Origin of the sequence: Streptococcus sp. HMSC074F05, assembly GCF_001808725.1 — a bacterium.
Taxonomy (GTDB): Bacteria; Bacillota; Bacilli; order Lactobacillales; family Streptococcaceae; genus Streptococcus; species Streptococcus parasanguinis_I.
In genome coordinates this window covers 186,857-202,304 of record NZ_KV794409.1, presented here as the reverse complement: position 1 = coordinate 202,304, position 15,448 = coordinate 186,857, and the positions used below count along the sequence as shown (strand labels likewise).

Genomic DNA, 15,448 nt, shown 5'->3' with positions numbered 1-15,448 from the left:
AGCCTTATAAATCAAGGCTTTTTCCTGTTGTATGTAGATGCCCCCTACAGGGCTCGAACCTGTGACCCATAGATTAAGAGTCTACTGCTCTACCAACTGAGCTAAGGAGGCAAATATAAAAAGCTGTATTGGTGCCGATACTTCACGATTTGTATTGAACCCGCGCAATTAAGCAGGTGGGCAACTCGCTCTGACTTAGCTGCTTCCGCGTGAAACGGCCTGCATACTGCCAGAAGTCTTTTGTTTCCCTAATAATACAAAAAATAGTCGGTCAACACTTAAGTGTGAAGTCGTACACCACAGCGTTTCTATATGTATATGATACCACATTTTGAAAATATTTCAAGGAAAAATCTCAATTTTTTGAAACCGATGTCACTTTTTCTTAAATTGATCAATCTTCTCCTTGGTGGCTCCGAGAGCACGCTCGTACTTGCCATTTTCATTGGGAATAAAGTAGGAAGCGTGTTTGAGCTTGTCTGGCAAGTAGTCCTGATTGACCCAGTTGCCAGGGTAGTTGTGAGGGTATTTATAGTTTTGCGCATTTCCCAGTTCCTTGCTTCCAGCATAATGACCATCGCGGAGGTGGCGAGGAATAGGAAGGTTGCCAGAACTTCTAAGATCAGCCAGCGCCTTGTCCATGGCAACGTAGGCTGAGTTGGATTTCGGCGAAAGGGCTAGATCGATGACGATGTTGGCGATGAGAATGCGGGCCTCAGGAAAGCCGATGCGCTCAGCTGCTTGTAACGCTGTCACGGTATGAATCTGCGCATCTGGATTGGCCAGACCGATATCCTCATAAGCGATGACAGTCAAGCGACGAGCTAGGCTGGGTAGATCTCCGGCTTCGATCAAACGAGCTGCATAGTGGAGACTAGCATCGACATCCGAACCACGGATAGATTTTTGCAGAGCAGAGAGCACGTCGTAGTGGCCGTCTCCATCTTTGTCCATGGTGATGTAGCTGCGCTGGAGACTGTTTTCCATGATCTCTAGCGTAATATGGCGAATTCCTTCTGCATTTTCAGAGGTCGACAGCACCGCCAGATCGAGAGAATTAAAGGCAGAGCGAAGATCTCCATTGGTTGAGGTAGCGATGAAATCCAAAGCGTCCTCATCGAGCACGACTGGAAAATCAAAGCCACGGTCGGGATCGTCCAGCGCCGTTTTTAGAGCTTGCTTGACCTCCTCCGTCGTCAACGGTTCCAGCTCAAAGATTTGTACGCGGCTACGAATAGCGGGTGTGACAGAGAAAAAGGGATTTTCAGTCGTTGCACCGATCATGATGACCAGACCACTTTCGAGCAAAGGCAGGAGAAAATCTTGTTTAGTTTTATCGAGGCGATGGATCTCGTCCAAGAGCAGGACCAAGCCACCAGAAAATTTGGCCTCCTCTGCGATTTCTTGTAGGCGTTTTTTACTGTCAACTGTTGCATTAAAGGTCCGAAAAGCATACTTGGTCGTTCCTGCGATCGCAGAAGCAATACTGGTTTTTCCGATCCCCGGAGGTCCATAGAGAATCATAGAGGACAGACGATTGGCCTCGACCATGCGACGAATGATTTTGCCTTCTCCGACCAGGTGCTGTTGACCGATGACTTGATCGATCGTTCGTGGTCGCATACGGAGTGCGAGATTGTCGGGCATTTCCTTCTCCTTTCTAGCTTTGTCTCCTTTCAAAGAGGCGTTTTTTATGGTAAGATTGTAGTAACTATTGTATCATATTCCGCTCTAATAGTGGGAAATTAGAAAGAGGACACTATGTCTAAATACGGATTTTTGGATGTTTTAGAAGAGGAGATGGACAAGGTTTTTCCCTTTGATTTTGAGATCAATTGGGATAAGAAAAACCATGCGGTAGAAGTGGCTTTTCTCTTGGAAGCGCAAAACACAGGCGGGGTTGCACTGGTTGATGAAGCTGGCGAAGAATCTGATGAGGATATTTTCTTTGAAGAAGCCGTGCTCTTCTACAATCCAGCCAAGTCTCATGTGGAGGAAGATGCCTATTTAACAGCGATTCCTTATGAGCCTAAAAAAGGTTTGTCTCGTGAGTTTCTAGCCTATTTTGCGACTTTCCTTAGAGATACAGCCGAGCTGGCCTTGGATGAGCTCATGGATTTCTTAGCAGACGAAGAAGCAGAGAGCTTTGAGATCGTCTGGAACCAAGAAGTTTTTGAAGAAGGCAAAGTTGGCCTAGAAGAAAGCACCTTTTATCCTTATCCGAGATATTAGGAGGGAAAGCTCATGCTTGAGGATTGCTTAGAAGCACGATTCGAATTTACGGGTTGTAAAATTGCTTTGATTTGTGAGGGGCAAATTTTGACCATCTTGCGCGATGATAAAGAAACGATTCCTTACCCTAATATGTGGGACTTGCCAGGTGGTGGTCGGGAAGGAAATGAGACACCTTTTGAGTGTGTGGCGCGTGAAGTCTATGAAGAATTGAGCATCCAACTGTCGAAAGAGGAAGTCATCTGGTCTGGGATCTATCCAGGCATCTTGGATGAGAAGAAACAGTTCGTTTTTCTAGTTGGCAATCTAGCCCAAGAAGAGTTTGAACACATTGACTTTGGAGACGAGGGCCAGGGCTATAAGTTAGTGAGCTTTGAAGAGTTTTTAACTTCGGATCGGGTAGTTCCCCAATTACAAGAGCGAGTGAGAGATTATGTGGAGAAAAGTTTATGATAACACTTGAACGAGCAGGAGCAGAGGATTTAGAAACCATTATTGCCATTCAAAGAGCTAGTTTTAAAGCGGTTTATGACAAATACCAAGATGAATATGATCCCTATCTAGAAGATCGCGAGCGAATTAAGTGGAAACTAGTCCAGCGTCCCAATAGCTATTACTACTTTGTAAAAAAAGATGAAGAAAACATCGGATTTTTACGAGTTCAGACCAATGAAGAGTTAACGAAAGCTTGGTTGGGAACGGCAGCGATTTTGCCCCAGTATCAAGGAAAAGGTTATGGCTCTGAGGGATTGCGCTTGCTAGAAGAGGAATTTCCAACCATCACACAATGGGATTTGTGTACGGTATTACAGGATGCAGGCATGGTCGCCTTTTACGAGAAAAACGGCTATCGTCAAACCCATATCGAGCCTGAAAAAGAAGGCATGGATATGGTCTACATGAAAAAATTGATAGAGAAATAGAAAGGATGGTTCGGTTAAATTTCTAAACTGAACCCGCCCTAAACACTGTGCCAAAAAGATAAACTTCTCTTAGACACAAGCGTCTTCAGAGAATTTCCTATTTTGGCTTTATGTTTTACGGGCTTGGTATCTTAATGATGGAAACATGGCAAGAGTTAAAAGTTACAGTCAAGCGTGAGGGAGAGGAGCTGGTCTCTAATCTCTTGATCGAGTTAGGTGCCCAAGGGGTCGCAATCGAAGACAGCATGGACTATGTGGGCAATGTGGACCGCTTCGGTGAGATTTTTCCTGATGTCGAGCAGCAGGAGGAAATCGTGGTGACGGCCTACTACCCGGAAACGGTTGATGTAGCAGCGGTTGAAGCGGACTTGCAGGCTCGCTTGGCAGAATTGACGGATTTTATGGATCTGGGTGAGGTCAAGATGGGGACGACTGCTTTGGCTGAGGAAGACTGGGCCGACAACTGGAAGAAATACTATGAACCAGCTCGCATCACCCATGACTTGACCATCGTGCCGTCATGGACAGACTATGAGGCGACTGCTGGAGAAAAGATTATCAAGCTAGATCCTGGTATGGCCTTTGGAACAGGAACCCACCCAACCACTAAGATGAGCCTCTTTGCCTTGGAACAGGTCCTTCGTGGTGGGGAGACAGTGCTAGATGTGGGGACAGGTTCAGGGGTTCTTTCCATTGCTAGCTCTCTTCTGGGTGCCAAGGAAATCTTTGCTTATGACTTGGATGATGTGGCAGTTCGTGTGGCTCAGGAAAATATTGAGCTCAATCCGGGAATGGAAAACATCCATGTAGCCCCAGGCGATTTGCTGAAAGGCGTGGAGATTGAGGCAGATGTCATCGTGGCCAATATCTTGGCAGATATCCTTATCCATCTGACAGAGGATGCTTATCGTTTGGTCAAGGACGAAGGTTACCTGATCATGAGTGGCATTATCAAGGACAAGTGGGACATGGTGCGTGAGTCGGCTGAATCGGCTGGATTTTTCCTTGAAACCCACATGATCCAAGGGGAATGGAATGCCTGTGTCTTCAAGAAGACCAAGGATGTCTCCGGTGTGATTGGAGGCTAGCATGCAGCAGTATTTTGTAAAAGGATTGGCTAGCTCACCTGTCACCATCGAGGACAAGGAAACCAGCAAGCACATGTTTCAGGTCATGCGCCTGAAAGAAGAGGATGAAGTGACCTTGGTCTTTGATGATGGGATTAAACGATTGGCGCGCGTGGTAAATGTAGAAGCCCGTAAGTTGGAGCTAATCGAGGAATTAGCTGACAATGTGGAACTGCCAGTCCAAGTGACCATCGCATCAGGCTTTCCCAAGGGAGACAAGCTCGAGTTCATCACTCAGAAAGTAACGGAACTCGGTGCCAGCCAAATCTGGGCCTTCCCTGCAGACTGGTCCGTTGCTAAGTGGGACGGCAAGAAATTGGGTAAAAAGGTCGAGAAACTAGAAAAAATCGCCCTCGGAGCAGCCGAGCAGAGTAAGCGAAATCTGGTCCCAAGCATTACCCTTTTTGAGAAAAAGGCAGACTTTCTGGCTCAGTTCGACCAGTTTGACCGGATCGTGGTGGCCTATGAAGAGTCAGCTAAAGAAGGCGAGGCGGCCGCTCTGATTCAGTCGCTGACAGGCTTAGAAGCTGGATGTAAACTACTCTTTATCTTTGGACCAGAGGGCGGTTTATCCCCTGCAGAAATTAAAAGTTTTACAGCTAAAGGAGCAGTCCTTGCAGGACTTGGGCCTCGCATACTTCGAGCAGAAACAGCGCCACTCTACGCCCTCAGCGCCGTGAGTGTTGTCACAGAATTAATGAACTAACGAAGTGAAGGAATCGCTTCGTTAGTTTTTTTACAAGAATGATGAAAGCAAGGTGGATCCCAGAATGATCTTCGAGAAGTATCCGTATATTAAAGTAGCTTCATTGGTTCCCATCTGCTTCTAAAAGTGTTAAAATAGTATCCAAGAAACTGGAGAAAATACATGCCGAAAGAAGAGAATTTAACAGGGGACCAAGTCGTTGCCCTTACAAAAAAATATTTATCACCTGAAGATGTTGCTTTTGTACAAAAGGCTTTGGTCTATGCGGTTGATTGCCATAATGGGCAATTCCGTCAGTCTGGCGAGCCTTATATCATCCACCCAATTCAAGTAGCAGGGATCCTTGCCAAGCTGAAACTGGATGCTGTGACGGTCGCCTGCGGCTTTTTGCATGATGTCGTGGAAGATACGGATGCGACTTTAGATGATTTAGAGCGCGAATTTGGTCATGATGTGCGCGTGATTGTCGATGGGGTGACCAAGCTCGGGAAGGTCAAGTACAAGTCCCATGAAGAGCAGTTGGCGGAAAACCATCGCAAGATGCTCATGGCCATGTCTCAAGATATCCGCGTGATTTTGGTTAAATTGGCTGACCGCTTGCATAATATGCGTACCCTCAAGCATTTGCGCAAGGATAAGCAAGAGCGCATTTCGCGTGAGACCATGGAGATCTATGCGCCACTCGCCCACCGTCTCGGGATTTCCAGCGTCAAGTGGGAGCTTGAGGATTTGTCCTTCCGTTATCTGAATGAAGTTGAATTCTACAAGATTTCGCATATGATGAAGGAAAAACGTCGCGAGCGAGAAGAGTTGGTCGAAGAGGTTGTCCACAAGATCGAGACCTATGCTGGGGAACGCCATCTGCATGGGAAAATTTATGGTCGACCAAAGCATATCTATTCGATCTATCGCAAAATGCAGGATAAGAAGAAACGCTTCGATGAAATCTATGACTTGATTGCCATCCGCTGCATCCTGGACACTCCAAGTGATGTTTATGCCATGCTGGGCTATATCCATGAGCTCTGGAAGCCAATGCCGGGTCGATTTAAGGACTATATTGCCAACCGGAAGGCCAATGGCTATCAGTCCATCCATACGACTGTATACGGCCCTAAAGGACCGATTGAGTTCCAGATCCGAACCAAGGAAATGCATGAGGTTGCTGAGTACGGGGTTGCGGCTCACTGGGCCTATAAAAAAGGGATCAAGGGTCAAGTTAACAGCAAGGAATCGGCTATTGGGATGAACTGGATTAAGGAGATGATGGAACTCCAAGACCAGTCAGGCGATGCCAAAGAATTTGTTGAAAATGTAAAAGAAGACATCCTGGCAGAAGAGATTTACGTCTTCACACCAGATGGAACCGTGCGCTCGCTTCCGAAAGATTCTGGGCCGATCGATTTTGCCTATGAAATCCACACCAAGGTTGGGGAAAAAGCGATTGGTGCCAAGGTCAACGGCCGGATGGTGCCCCTTAATACCAAACTTCGGACGGGAGACCAGGTGGAGATTATCACCAATGCCAACTCCTTTGGTCCGAGCCGTGACTGGCTGACCCTTGTTAAAACTAGCAAGGCGCGTAACAAGATCCGTCAGTTCTTTAAAAATCAAGATAAGGAATTATCGATTAACCGGGGTCGGGACCTCTTGATGGCCCAATTCCACGAGCATGACTTGGTAGCCAATAAGTTCATGGACAAAAAGCACATGGACAAAGTGCTACAAAAATCAAGTTACAAGACAGAAGAAGCCTTGTTTGCGGCGATTGGTTTTGGAGAGATTGGGGCTATTACCATCTTTAACCGCTTGACGGAGGATGAACGCCGGGAAGAAGAACGGGCTAAGGCACGCGCAGAAGCAGAAGAGCTAGTCAAAGGTGGCGAGGTCAAGGTTGAAAATAAAAAAGACACCCTCAAGGTCCGTCACGAAGGTGGCGTGGTCATCCAAGGTGCTTCTGGGCTCTTGATTCGGATTGCAAAGTGCTGTAACCCAGTTCCAGGTGATGAAATCGTCGGCTACATTACCAAAGGGCGCGGTGTTGCGATTCATCGTCGAGACTGTATGAACCTACGTGCCCAAGACAACTACGAGCAACGCTTGATTGATGTGGAGTGGGAAGATAACAACACGACCAAGGACTATATCGCTCACATCGATATTTACGGGCTCAACCGTGCAGGCCTTCTGAACGACGTGCTCCAAGTCCTCTCCAATACAGCTAAGATGATCTCAACTGTTAATGCCCAACCAACCAAAGATATGAAATTTGCCAATATACACATTTCCTTTGGGATTCCAAACTTGTCTATGTTGACAACAGTTGTGGATAAGATTAAGAGTGTGCCGGAGGTGTACTCTGTTAAGCGTACCAACGGCTAATTCGGCTGCTCAGAACTCTTTTATTGCTTGGTTAGCTCGTCTCGCCGTACTTAAGTACTGTCTTCGTCTCGCTGCCTTGCACTAAAAGCAACTGAACAGCCTTTACTTTTCAGATAGTGTGCCTGCGTCTCACTGCCTTGTCTGGAGCCGATTTTCTTTGAAGTAAGTAAGAACATGGTCAGAATTCTTTTATTAGTTGGTTAGCTCGCCTTGCTGCCTTGCTCTAAAAGCAACTGAACAGCCGTTGCTTTTCAGCTAGTCTGCCTGCGTCTCACTGCTTTGTCTGAAGTTGATGTTCTTTGAAGGTTAGTAGTGAATGCCCAATAGATTTATAAAATAGGATAGTAAAATGAAATTAGTGATTCAACGGGTTAAGAGTGCCTCAGTTTCCATTGATGGTCAAGTCTACAATGCGATCCAGCAAGGCTTGTTGCTCCTAGTGGGAGTGGGGCCTGAGGATGACCAGAAGGATTTGGATTATGCGGTCCGCAAGGTATCGCAGATGCGGATTTTCTCAGATGAGGAAGATAAGATGAATCTTTCGGTCAAAGATGTCCAAGGGGAAATCTTGTCGATCTCTCAATTTACCCTCTTTGCGGATACCAAAAAAGGCAACCGTCCTGCTTTTACAGGGGCTGCCAAGCCAGATATGGCCAGTCAGTTATATGATGCCTTTAATGATCAATTAGAAAAAGAAGTCCCTGTCAAACGAGGGATCTTTGGGGCCGATATGGCGATTGAATTGATCAATGATGGTCCAGTGACGATTTTGTTAGATACAAAAAATCCATAAGTAAGAAAACATGCAGTCGGTTTAGACTGCATGTTTTTCGATATAGAGTTGTTGGGCGATCACTTGGTTGATAGAAATTTCTTGTCCTTGGATGACTAAGTGATAGAGGCCTGTGTAGTCATCATATCGTTGAAACGCGATAGTATCCCCAATCTGGAGATGGATCTGGTCTATGAATTTTAACAATTCATAGGTGTCATGGACCCTTTGCAGAATATACAGACCAGGTTGGGTCGCTTCGCTGAGACGGTCTTGGTAGGCTTCGACAAGCCTTTCGCCTTTCTTTGGAATTGTCCCACCGTGAGGGCAGGTCTTAGGAGTTCCAAGCATGTGATCCAGCTGGTCAATGAAATGTTCAGAAACGGTATGCTCGAGAACTTCTGCCTCTTCATGGACTTCTTCAGTTGTATAGTCAAGTTTTTCCAGAAGAAATACTTCGATCAAGCGGTGCTTGCGGTAGAGATCAGAGACCAACTGCGATCCTAGATCCGTTAGTAGATACCCATGGGTCTTATCCTTCACCAAGAGACCCTCTGAGATCATGCGCTTAATCATCTCGGTCACAGCGGGTGGAGAGACCTGCATGCGACTCGCGATTTCCTTGTTGCTAATTTTTTCTACTTCTGTGCCAATTTCATAAATGCACTTGAGGTAATCTTCTTTGTTTGGTGTCATGCTTTCCTCTTTTCTTCGCTCACTTCTAGTATATCAAAAATCTCCTCAAAAACGCTAGTGGAGTAATGAGAATTGTCTCAAGATCCAAAAGATGGTAGTATAGAAGCATAGAAAGGACGGCACTATGAACAGACGGGAATTAGTGAGATTAGGCTGGAGAGAGAGTAGTTTAGCCTATCTAGAGAAGCACTTGCAGGGATTGAAAGATCCACAAGCCTACCAAGAACAATACCAGTCTGTCTTTTTCTTTGCCAGTCCTCTGTTTCAAAATATGTGGTTTCAAGAGATCAAAGATCTAACGGAAACGGCTGCCCAAGACTTGCTGAGGGGAGTCATGAAAATTCTTCTTATGCCAAGTGACCTGTCCGGAACTTGTGAAGAAACAGCCTTTCTTCTGAGTAGGATGGCTCCAGATTGTCCGCCAGGTTCCGACTTTTGGAAGGCTTTTTCACACGTCGTGCAAATCGCCTTTGAAAAGGATCCCTTAGCAGATCAGTCGGGAGATCAGCTCTTGAAACGCCAGGTTCACCAGTTACGCTACCTACTTTCAAGTTACCAAGCCCAGTGGATTCGGACGCATGAGGCCAGAGCTGGACAGACTGACGAGGAGGCCTTACAAGCTTACCTACAGGAGGCTAGAGCGGTCACGGTGGATGCTTATGCGGCTGCTCGCCTTCACAATAAGGTCTCCCTAGGGCCAGATGGTCACCTTCATTATCCATCAGGGACCTCCCAACAAGTCAATTTCAAGGTCTTGTTAAATTTCCATACGGAGTATATTCTCGATCAAGCCGGGCGTTTTCTCAATGAAGTCGATCCAGTAGAAGTTTCTGAAAATGGCATTGTCAATGGGGCTAGTTTTAACTACGGGCTGGCTAGGGGACGGACCCATAAGGACTTAGATATTGACCCCGTCAAAGCTTGGGATCCAGCCTTTCGCAAGCATGTCCTCTATCAGCAAGATGTTCGCTATCTAGCCCCTAAAAATGATCGCAGTGTCGAAGGCTACTGGAGTCGAAAAGGAGTCTTTGCACAAGGAGGCAAGAGCTACAAGCAACAAGTGGCACAGCGCGTGCGGAGTTTCCTCAGAGGCATCCCTCGCTTACGCTGGCGCGTCCTCCTACAGAATGGACTTCATCGGATTTTATAGCAATGGAAAAGAGGTCGCAGACCTCTTTTTTCATTTATCCAAGCGCATTGACGGCTTCGATTGCAGCGTCGTAATTTGGTTCGCTGTTGATATTGTCTAGGTATTCAACGTAAGTAACCTTGTTATCCGCATCTAAGACCAAGACAGCGCGTGCGAGTAGGTGCCATTCATTGATCAAGAGGCCGTATGCTTTCCCGAAGGAATGGTCGTAGTAGTCTGAGAGCATGATGGCATTGTCGAGCCCTTCAGCAGCGCACCATTTACTTTGAGCAAAAGGAAGGTCGACAGAGACCGTCAAGACGACAGTGTCTTCCATATCCGATAAGGTTTGATTGAAGTGACGTGTTTGCATCGAACAGATACCTGTGTCGATGGATGGGATAATGCTGAGGACTTTTTTCTTGCCAGCAAAATCAGCTAAAGATTTCTTCTCAAGAGCTGGAGTGATCAATGAAAAGTCATGAGCAGTATCGCCAACTTGAAGTTGAGATCCGGTAAAGGTAACAGGGTTTCCTAAAAATGTTGTCATAGCAAAGACTCCTTTTTTCTTTTCATTGTACATCAATGAAGGGGGAAGAGCCACTGATTTGTTTGAGAATCTAATCAGTTTGGAATCTTATTTGTTCAAACCTTCTGCGATCTTGTCTAAGTTCCATTTCATCATGCTGTAGTAGCTATCACCTTTTTCTCCCTCTTTGGCAATGGAATCAGTGAAGATCTTTGCATAGATCGGGATATTGGTATCTTTAGACACAGTTTTCATAGGACGTTCATCGACGCTAGATTCAACAAAGAGGGCAGGCACCTTGGTTTGCCGGAGCTTTTCTACCAGCGTTTTGATTTGGTCAGGTGTGCCTTCTTCTTCCGTATTGATTTCCCAGATATAGGCGGATGGGACGCCGTAGGCTTTGGAGAAGTATTTGAAGCAGCCTTCGCTGGTTACAATCATCTTCTTCTCTTCTGGGATATTGTTGAATTTTTGTTTGGCTTCTTGGTCGAGCTTGCTGAGTTTTTCAGTATAGGCAGCTAGATTTTTTTCGTAGAAGTCCTTGTTTTTGGGATCTTTTGCGATCAATTGTTTGGCAATGTTTTTAGCGTAGAGGATCCCGTTTTCGAGATTGAGCCAAGCGTGAGGGTCTTCTTTTCCAGCTTGGTTTTGGCCTTCCAAGTAGATGACGTCGACTCCGTCGCTAGCTGCGAAATAGTCTTTGTTTTCAACTTTATTGGCATTTTTGACCAATTTAGTAAACCAAGCATTGCCACCGGTTTCGAGGTTGATCCCGTTGTAGAAGATGAGGTCTGCTTGCGAAGTCTTTTTGACATCTTCTGGAAGCGGTTCGTACTCGTGAGGATCTTTGCCGACAGGAACGATACTGTGCAGCTCGATCTTATCCCCAGCTATATTTTTGGTGATATCTGCAAGGATGGAGTTGGTGGTGACCACTTTCAATTTATCAGAAGCTCCAGAAGAAGAGCCTTTGCTACAGGCCAACAGACCAAATAAGAGTGCCACAAAGAGGGCGAGGATAGAAGCGGTTTTTTTCATGTGTTTCTCCTTTAATGAGATGAAAGAGCGTGCTTATTCTTTCTCTGCTTAGGAGCGATAAAGAAGCTGATGAGAAAGAAGACAGCAGAAGTGAGGACAATACAAGACCCGACGGCGATGTTTAAGCTATAGCCAATAAAGAGTCCCAGGATGGATGCAAGAGCACCTAATCCGGATGAAAGGAGCATCATGGACCAGAGACTATTGGTATAGAGATAGGCCGTCGCAGCGGGTGTAATGAGCATGGCGACGATGAGAATGGTTCCGACACTCTGCATAGCAGTGACAGAAACCAAGGTCAAGAGCACCATAAGGAGGTAGTGATAGACCTTGACCCGGACGCCCATGGATTGAGCCAGAACAGGATCAAAAGATGTGAGCAGTAAGGGTCGAAAGAGTAGGACAATCACCAGCAAGACTGCAGCACCAACACCGATGGTTATCCACATATCCCGGTCTTGGACGGCCAAGATATTCCCAAAGAGGATGTGGAAAAGGTCGGTGGAACTTTTAGCGACTCCAATCAGGATGACTCCTAAGGCGAGGAAAGAAGAAAAGGTAATCCCAATTGCAGTGTCGCTCTTGATGATGGAGTTGCTCTTGATATAGGTGATAAGGACGGACGCCAGGAGGCCAAAGACAATAGCGCCAATAAAGAAATTGATGCCTAGGATAAAGGAGAGAGCCACACCAGGAAGAACTGCGTGTGAGATAGCGTCTCCCATGAGAGACATGCCTCTTAAAATAATGAAGCATCCAACGGCTCCAGCGACAATCCCGATGGCGATGGCTGTGATCAGGGCATTCTGTAAGAAGTGGAATTGCTGTAATCCATCGATAAATTCTGTAATCATCCGACGCCACCTCCTATAAAGAGTTCATGCCCATAGGCTGCATGCAGATTTTCTTTGGTAAAGGTTTCCTCTGTTTTCCCAAATGCAATCAGTTTACGATGAAGGAGGAGGACCTGGTCGAAATAAGCTGGGACCTTGCTGAGGTCGTGATGGACGATCAGAATGGTCTTGCCTTCTTGTTTCAAGGTCTGGAGGGTCTGCATGATGATGTCTTCGCTGACAGAGTCAATCCCTGCGAAGGGCTCATCCAAAAAAATGACATCCGCTTCTTGGACCAAGCAGCGGGCGATCAGCACCCGTTGGAATTGCCCTCCTGAAAGCTGGCCGATCTGGCGATCCGCTAGATCAAGAAGATTGACAAGTTTCAAGGCATTTTCCACTTTTTGGAGATCTTCTTTGCTTTTTCTCTTGAAGATAGAAAGGTGGGGATAAAGACCCAGTGAGATGCACTCTCTCACCGTGATGGGAAAGTGGAAATCAATAGCGGATTTCTGTTCGACGTAGGCCACCCGTTGAAGAACTTGGCTGAGATCTTTTTGATCGAGCTGGACCTTTCCCGCATGAGGGAGAAGTCCTAGCATGGCCTTGATTAGGGTTGATTTTCCAGCCCCATTGGGGCCAAGAATGCCTAGGATGGTTGGACCCTGGATGGTGAGGGAAAGATCCTCCAAGGCCAGTGTTTGCTGGTAAGCAACACTGAGATGTTCAATTTGAATCATGATTTTGCTCCTTTACCATTAATATACATGAATAAAAAAATTAAGTCAAGTTAATTTTTGAAATAATTATACACGAATAAAAAGTTAAGTCAAGTTAATTTTTAAAATAATTCAACTTAAATCTCTTGAAATCATTGAAAAAAGTTCCTATTTTTGATAAGGTTATTACAAAAGAATGAAAGCGAGAAGATCATGGTACGTTTACAAGATGATTTTTATGATTACGTCAATGGGGCATGGGCTGAGACAGCTGTGATTCCAGATGACAAACCGTCAACCGGTGGTTTTATGGACTTGATCCAAGATATCGAAAACTTGATGTTGGATATTACCGGAAAATGGCAAAGAGGAGAAGAATTGCCTGAAGATAGCATTCTGCAAAACTTTGTCAAATACCACAAAATGGTGGCAGATTTTGATGCACGGGAAGCAGCTGGTGTGGCTCCAGCTATGCCCTTGATCAACGAAATCAAGGCCTTATCTTCCTTTGAAGACTATACCAGCAAGTTGGGCACCTATGAGCTAGCTGGCAAACCAAATCTCTTGCCATTTAGCGTGTCACCAGACTTTATGAATGCCCAAATGAATGTCTTGTGGGGAGAAGCACTCGGTTTGATTTTGCCTGATACAACCTACTATGAAGAAGACAATGAAAAAGGACCAGAGTTATTAGCTGTTTGGCGTCAAATGGTTGAAAAACTCTTGGCAAAATTCGATTTCTCAGAGGAAGAAATCAAAGATATCCTAGATAAGGTCATTGCGGCTGATGCAGAATTGGCCAAATATGTCTTGTCAAACGAAGAAAAATCAGAGTACAACAAACTCTACCATCCTTATGAATGGGCAGATTTCAAGGCCTTGGTTCCAGAATTGCCACTCGATACTTTCTTTACAGAAGTGATCGGACAAACGCCAGATACTATCATCGTGCCAGAAGAGCGGTTCTGGAAGGAATTCGCACCAACATTCTACTCAGCAGCCAACTGGGAAACCCTTCATGCTAAATTGAAACTTGGTGCAGCTTTAGATTGGACGTCTTTCTTGACGGAAGAAATCCGTGTCTTGTCTGGTGAATATGGACGGATGATCACGGGGATTCCAGAAGCACGTCCGAAAGAAAAAGCCGCTCTGGCCTTGGCAGAAGGACCTTATAGCCAAGCACTTGGACTCTGGTATGCGGGCGAAAAATTCTCACCAGAAGCAAAAGCAGACGTAGAGCATAAAGTAGCGACCATGATTGACGTCTATAAGGAGCGCTTAGAAAAAGCAGACTGGCTCGCTCCTGAAACTCGTGAAAAAGCCATTGTCAAACTCAATGTCATCACACCACATATCGGCTACCCTGAAAAATTACCAGAAACATACGCCAAAAAGATCATCGACGAAAGCAAGACCTTGGTTGAAAATGCTCAAGCCCTTTACGAAATTTCCATTGCCCATACTTGGAGCAAGTGGAACCAACCGGTTGATCGAAGCGAATGGCACATGCCAGCCCACCTGGTCAATGCCTACTATGATCCGCAACAAAACCAAATCGTCTTCCCAGCAGCGATTTTACAAGCACCTTTCTATGACCTTCACCAATCATCATCAGCCAACTACGGCGGAATCGGTGCAGTCATTGCCCATGAAATCTCCCACGCCTTTGACACCAATGGTGCTTCCTTTGATGAGCACGGTAGCTTGAAAGACTGGTGGAAGCCAGAAGATTACGAAGCCTTTACCGCTCGGACTCAAAAAGTCATCGATCAGTTTGAAGGACAAGACTCTTACGGTGCCAAGATCAACGGGAAATTGACCGTTTCTGAAAACGTAGCAGACCTCGGTGGTATCGCTGCAGCCCTTGAAGCCGCTAAGAAAGAGGAAGATTTCTCAGCAGAAGAATTCTTCACCAACTTTGCTCGCATCTGGCGCATGAAAGCTCGGACAGAGTACATGCAACTCCTCGCAAGTGTCGATGTCCATGCACCAGGAAAACTTCGCACCAATGTCCAATTACCAAACTTTGACGAATTCTTTGAAACCTTTGATGTCAAAGAAGGCGACGGCATGTGGCGCGCACCAGAGGATCGTGTGATTATTTGGTAAACTAAGATAGGAGAGACGATTCGGTTTACCGAAACTTCCTGCAGAAAAATAGGAAATCAATGCCGCATTCCCTGAATGCCAATTGATTTATCTTTTTTCCAAAGGAAGTAGTCTCGACTTCAGTTAAGCAATTGATTGATTTTCTCAATACTTGTAAAAAAATAAAAATCCCCAAAGTCAAGTTTCAACCTACTGAAACTAGCTTTGGGGATTTTTGATAATAAGATTCATCAAATAAAAACGAAGCGCTTCC

The 15,448-nt window shown here is 45.7% G+C and carries 15 protein-coding genes, 1 tRNA gene and 1 other RNA gene; 9 read left to right on the top strand and 8 right to left on the bottom strand.

Going from position 1 to position 15,448, the window contains the following annotated elements:
* Nucleotides 1–38 precede the first annotated feature (38 nt).
* The 3 genes from HMPREF2685_RS03245 to HMPREF2685_RS03235 form a co-directional block, all read right to left on the bottom strand.
* Nucleotides 39–111 (bottom strand) — tRNA-Lys (locus tag HMPREF2685_RS03245).
* A 5-nt stretch (nucleotides 112–116) separates the two neighbouring features.
* Nucleotides 117–309, bottom strand: a non-coding RNA gene (ssrS, locus tag HMPREF2685_RS03240) — 6S RNA.
* Nucleotides 310–375: 66 nt separating this feature from the next.
* Nucleotides 376–1,647, bottom strand: coding sequence for a replication-associated recombination protein A (locus tag HMPREF2685_RS03235; protein ID WP_037608262.1), 1,272 nt, complete (start codon nucleotides 1,645–1,647; stop codon nucleotides 376–378).
* A 114-nt stretch (nucleotides 1,648–1,761) separates the two neighbouring features.
* Between HMPREF2685_RS03235 and HMPREF2685_RS03230 the strand changes: the two genes are divergently transcribed.
* The 7 genes from HMPREF2685_RS03230 to dtd all read left to right on the top strand — a co-directional run bounded on the left by HMPREF2685_RS03230 (nucleotide 1,762) and on the right by dtd (nucleotide 8,163).
* A complete protein-coding gene (locus HMPREF2685_RS03230; RefSeq protein ID WP_003009881.1) occupies nucleotides 1,762–2,232 on the top strand; it encodes a DUF3013 family protein in 471 nt (156 codons plus the stop codon).
* Between the two features lie 12 nt (nucleotides 2,233–2,244).
* The gene (locus HMPREF2685_RS03225) at nucleotides 2,245–2,685 is read left to right on the top strand and encodes an NUDIX hydrolase (RefSeq protein WP_070465238.1); all 441 of its coding nucleotides are present in this window, start codon (nucleotides 2,245–2,247) and stop codon (nucleotides 2,683–2,685) included.
* Nucleotides 2,682–3,155: a GNAT family N-acetyltransferase gene (locus HMPREF2685_RS03220; RefSeq protein ID WP_070465236.1), complete on the top strand. Its 474-nt coding sequence runs from the start codon at nucleotides 2,682–2,684 to the stop codon at nucleotides 3,153–3,155. The genes HMPREF2685_RS03225 and HMPREF2685_RS03220 overlap by 4 nt, the downstream gene beginning before the upstream one ends.
* Nucleotides 3,156–3,292: 137 nt before the next feature.
* On the top strand, nucleotides 3,293–4,243 hold the full coding sequence (gene prmA / locus HMPREF2685_RS03215) for a 50S ribosomal protein L11 methyltransferase (RefSeq protein WP_148130441.1): 951 nt from the start codon (nucleotides 3,293–3,295) through the stop codon (nucleotides 4,241–4,243).
* A gap of 1 nt (nucleotide 4,244) precedes the next feature.
* Complete coding sequence (locus HMPREF2685_RS03210) at nucleotides 4,245–4,988, top strand: 16S rRNA (uracil(1498)-N(3))-methyltransferase (protein WP_070465233.1); 744 nt, start codon at nucleotides 4,245–4,247, stop codon at nucleotides 4,986–4,988.
* A gap of 162 nt (nucleotides 4,989–5,150) precedes the next feature.
* On the top strand, nucleotides 5,151–7,370 hold the full coding sequence (locus HMPREF2685_RS03205) for a RelA/SpoT family protein (protein WP_070465231.1): 2,220 nt from the start codon (nucleotides 5,151–5,153) through the stop codon (nucleotides 7,368–7,370).
* A gap of 349 nt (nucleotides 7,371–7,719) precedes the next feature.
* Nucleotides 7,720–8,163 (top strand): D-aminoacyl-tRNA deacylase, encoded by a 444-nt coding sequence (dtd, locus tag HMPREF2685_RS03200; RefSeq protein WP_003004672.1) that lies wholly within the window; start codon nucleotides 7,720–7,722, stop codon nucleotides 8,161–8,163.
* A 21-nt stretch (nucleotides 8,164–8,184) separates the two neighbouring features.
* On the opposite strand, the gene HMPREF2685_RS03195 is transcribed toward dtd, so the two are convergent.
* Complete coding sequence (locus tag HMPREF2685_RS03195) at nucleotides 8,185–8,838, bottom strand: metal-dependent transcriptional regulator (protein WP_070465229.1); 654 nt, start codon at nucleotides 8,836–8,838, stop codon at nucleotides 8,185–8,187.
* Between the two features lie 124 nt (nucleotides 8,839–8,962).
* Here HMPREF2685_RS03195 and HMPREF2685_RS03190 point away from each other — a divergent pair, with 124 nt between their 5' ends.
* Nucleotides 8,963–9,988, top strand: coding sequence for a DUF3114 domain-containing protein (locus tag HMPREF2685_RS03190; protein WP_061455732.1), 1,026 nt, complete (start codon nucleotides 8,963–8,965; stop codon nucleotides 9,986–9,988).
* Between the two features lie 34 nt (nucleotides 9,989–10,022).
* Here the strand turns inward: HMPREF2685_RS03190 and tpx are convergent, their stop codons facing one another.
* From tpx to HMPREF2685_RS03170, 4 genes are all read right to left on the bottom strand, one after another.
* Nucleotides 10,023–10,517 carry a thiol peroxidase gene (gene tpx / locus HMPREF2685_RS03185; protein ID WP_070465226.1) on the bottom strand — a complete coding sequence of 165 codons (495 nt, stop codon included), beginning with the start codon at nucleotides 10,515–10,517 and terminating at the stop codon, nucleotides 10,023–10,025.
* Between the two features lie 87 nt (nucleotides 10,518–10,604).
* Complete coding sequence (fimA, locus tag HMPREF2685_RS03180; RefSeq protein ID WP_061455730.1) at nucleotides 10,605–11,534, bottom strand: metal ABC transporter substrate-binding lipoprotein/fibrin-binding adhesin FimA; 930 nt, start codon at nucleotides 11,532–11,534, stop codon at nucleotides 10,605–10,607.
* A gap of 11 nt (nucleotides 11,535–11,545) precedes the next feature.
* Nucleotides 11,546–12,388 (bottom strand): metal ABC transporter permease, encoded by an 843-nt coding sequence (locus HMPREF2685_RS03175; protein WP_003004302.1) that lies wholly within the window; start codon nucleotides 12,386–12,388, stop codon nucleotides 11,546–11,548.
* On the bottom strand, nucleotides 12,385–13,107 hold the full coding sequence (locus HMPREF2685_RS03170; RefSeq protein WP_023919584.1) for a metal ABC transporter ATP-binding protein: 723 nt from the start codon (nucleotides 13,105–13,107) through the stop codon (nucleotides 12,385–12,387). The genes HMPREF2685_RS03175 and HMPREF2685_RS03170 overlap by 4 nt, the downstream gene beginning before the upstream one ends.
* 192 nt (nucleotides 13,108–13,299) lie before the next feature.
* Between HMPREF2685_RS03170 and HMPREF2685_RS03165 the strand changes: the two genes are divergently transcribed.
* On the top strand, nucleotides 13,300–15,195 hold the full coding sequence (locus tag HMPREF2685_RS03165) for a M13 family metallopeptidase (protein WP_070448923.1): 1,896 nt from the start codon (nucleotides 13,300–13,302) through the stop codon (nucleotides 15,193–15,195).
* The last annotated feature ends 253 nt before the right edge of the window (nucleotides 15,196–15,448 follow it).

Excerpts from the sequence above, each read along its gene's own strand:
- HMPREF2685_RS03235 (WP_037608262.1), bottom strand. The coding sequence starts at position 1,647 with ATGCCCGACAATCTCGCACTCCGTATGCGACCACGAACGATCGATCAA.
- HMPREF2685_RS03230 (WP_003009881.1), top strand. The coding sequence starts at position 1,762 with ATGTCTAAATACGGATTTTTGGATGTTTTAGAAGAGGAGATGGACAAG.
- HMPREF2685_RS03225 (WP_070465238.1), top strand. The coding sequence starts at position 2,245 with ATGCTTGAGGATTGCTTAGAAGCACGATTCGAATTTACGGGTTGTAAA.
- HMPREF2685_RS03220 (WP_070465236.1), top strand. The coding sequence starts at position 2,682 with ATGATAACACTTGAACGAGCAGGAGCAGAGGATTTAGAAACCATTATT.
- prmA (WP_148130441.1), top strand. The coding sequence starts at position 3,293 with ATGGAAACATGGCAAGAGTTAAAAGTTACAGTCAAGCGTGAGGGAGAG.
- HMPREF2685_RS03210 (WP_070465233.1), top strand. The coding sequence starts at position 4,245 with ATGCAGCAGTATTTTGTAAAAGGATTGGCTAGCTCACCTGTCACCATC.
- HMPREF2685_RS03205 (WP_070465231.1), top strand. The coding sequence starts at position 5,151 with ATGCCGAAAGAAGAGAATTTAACAGGGGACCAAGTCGTTGCCCTTACA.
- dtd (WP_003004672.1), top strand. The coding sequence starts at position 7,720 with ATGAAATTAGTGATTCAACGGGTTAAGAGTGCCTCAGTTTCCATTGAT.
- HMPREF2685_RS03195 (WP_070465229.1), bottom strand. The coding sequence starts at position 8,838 with ATGACACCAAACAAAGAAGATTACCTCAAGTGCATTTATGAAATTGGC.
- HMPREF2685_RS03190 (WP_061455732.1), top strand. The coding sequence starts at position 8,963 with ATGAACAGACGGGAATTAGTGAGATTAGGCTGGAGAGAGAGTAGTTTA.
- tpx (WP_070465226.1), bottom strand. The coding sequence starts at position 10,517 with ATGACAACATTTTTAGGAAACCCTGTTACCTTTACCGGATCTCAACTT.
- fimA (WP_061455730.1), bottom strand. The coding sequence starts at position 11,534 with ATGAAAAAAACCGCTTCTATCCTCGCCCTCTTTGTGGCACTCTTATTT.
- HMPREF2685_RS03175 (WP_003004302.1), bottom strand. The coding sequence starts at position 12,388 with ATGATTACAGAATTTATCGATGGATTACAGCAATTCCACTTCTTACAG.
- HMPREF2685_RS03170 (WP_023919584.1), bottom strand. The coding sequence starts at position 13,107 with ATGATTCAAATTGAACATCTCAGTGTTGCTTACCAGCAAACACTGGCC.
- HMPREF2685_RS03165 (WP_070448923.1), top strand. The coding sequence starts at position 13,300 with ATGGTACGTTTACAAGATGATTTTTATGATTACGTCAATGGGGCATGG.